This window comes from Streptomyces synnematoformans (assembly GCF_039531005.1).
GTDB classification, from domain to species: Bacteria; Actinomycetota; Actinomycetes; order Streptomycetales; family Streptomycetaceae; genus Streptomyces; species Streptomyces synnematoformans.
This window is the reverse complement of record NZ_BAAAPF010000600.1, coordinates 1-1,917: the sequence shown is the minus strand read 5'-3', so window position 1 is coordinate 1,917 and position 1,917 is coordinate 1. Positions and strand designations below refer to the sequence as shown.

The window sequence follows — 1,917 nt, the reverse complement described above, 5'->3', positions numbered from 1 at the left end:
CCGCCGACAGCCCCGCGGCGGCCTCCGCGACGCGGCAGGCGGCGTACGCCGCGGCGGCCGCGGAGTACGGCGTGCCGGAGAGCGTGCTGCTCGGCGTGTCGTACCTGGAGTCCCGCTGGGACACCCACAAGGGTGAGCCGAGCACCGACGGCGGCTTCGGCCCCATGCACCTGACCGACGCGCCCACCGTGCTCGCCGAAGACCACCACGGCGGCACCGCAGAGGACCCCCGCGGCGACACCGAGCGGCCCGTCGGCGAGGAGGAGTTCGGCCCGGCGCTCACCACGCTGTACGAGGCCGCCGAGCTGACCGGCACCGACGCGGCGACGCTGCGCGCGAAGCCGGCCGAGAACATCGCCGGCGGCGCCGCGCTGCTGGCCGCGTACCAGGAGGACCTGGGCGCGCCGGCGTCGGCCGACCCCGCCGACTGGTACGGCGCGGTCGCGAAGTACGCGGGCGCCGCGTACGAGCAGGACGCGGCCACGTTCGCCGACGAGGTGTACGCCACCATCCGCGACGGCGCCGCCCGCACCACCGACGACGGCCACGCCGTCCGGCTCGCCGCCCACCCGTCGGTGGCGCCGGAGCAGCGGTGGCTCGGCGAACTCGCCCTGCCGCGGCTGCGGCACGAGGACGTGGAGTGCCCGCGCCGGCTCGGCTGCGAGTGGATCCCGGCGACGTACCGGCAGACGGACCCGGACAACATCCGGGCGTACGTCAACCACGACAAGGCGGACCGGCCGCGCGACCAGAAGATCGAGTACATCGTCATCCACGACACCGAGGGCCGCTACCCCGGCGTCATCAACATGGTCCAGGACCCGAACCGCGCGGCCAGCTGGCAGTACACGCTGCGCAGTTCCGACGGCCACATCGCCCAGCACATCAAGCACAAGGACGTCGCCTGGCAGGCCGGCAACTGGAACATCAACGCCAAGTCCATCGGGCTGGAGCACGAGGGCTTCGCCAAGGACCAGGGCACCTGGTACACCGAGGCGATGATGCGCAGCTCGGCCACCCTGGTGCGCTACCTGGCGGCGAAGTACGACATCCCGCTGGACCGCACGCACATCATCGGCCACGACAACGTGCCCGGCACCGTCACGGGGAACATCCCCGGCATGCACTGGGACCCGGGCCCGTACTGGGACTGGGAGCGCTACTTCGAGCTGCTGAGGGCGCCGCTGCGCGGCCCGGGCGGGTTCTCGAAGTCGATGGTGCTGATCAGGCCGGACTTCGCGGACAACAAGCCGCGGTTCACCGGCTGCAGCTACGAGCCGGGCTCCGACCCCGCGGAGCCGTGCCCGCCCGCGCCCTCGTCGTCGGTGATCCTGCACTCGCGGCCCGACGCGGACTCCCCGCTGCTCGTGGACATCGGCCTGCACCCCGACGGCCGGGCGTCCGACATGCACGTCTCCGACATCGGCAGCCGGGCCTCGGCCGGGCAGCGGTACGCGGTCGCCGAGCGCAAGGGCGACTGGGTGGCGATCTGGTACCACGGCCTGAAGGGCTGGTTCCACAACCCCGCGGGCGAGCGGGTCGCGGAGTTCACCGCCGGGAAGATCGTCACGCCCAAGCGGGGCAGGGACTCGGTCCCGGTCTACGGGCGGGCGTACCCGGAGGAGGCGGCGTACCCGCCGGAGATCCCGTACCAGCCGATCTCCGCGCACCCGTACGAGTTCAAGGCCGGCCAGGCGTACTCCTACGGCGGCACGGTCCCCGGCGAGTACTACCGCTCCGTGTCCTTCGACGGCTCCGCGCCGGGCGACCGCACGGTGGTCCGCGGTGAGACGAAGTACCACATCATCCAGATCGGGCACCGCATCGGCTTCGTCAAGGCCGAGGACGTGAACGTGCGCTGGGTCTTCTGACCCGTCCCGCGCCGCGGCGCCGCCGGTCCCGGGACCGGCGGCGCCG

Annotated in this window: 1 protein-coding gene; it reads left to right on the top strand. The window is 73.0% G+C overall.

Features of this window, described 5'->3' with window-relative positions; genetic code table 11:
• The coding region (locus tag ABD317_RS36415; RefSeq protein ID WP_344296261.1) for an N-acetylmuramoyl-L-alanine amidase at window positions 1–1,871 on the top strand (1,871 nt) is incomplete at its 5' end.
• Window positions 1,872–1,917 lie beyond the last annotated feature (46 nt).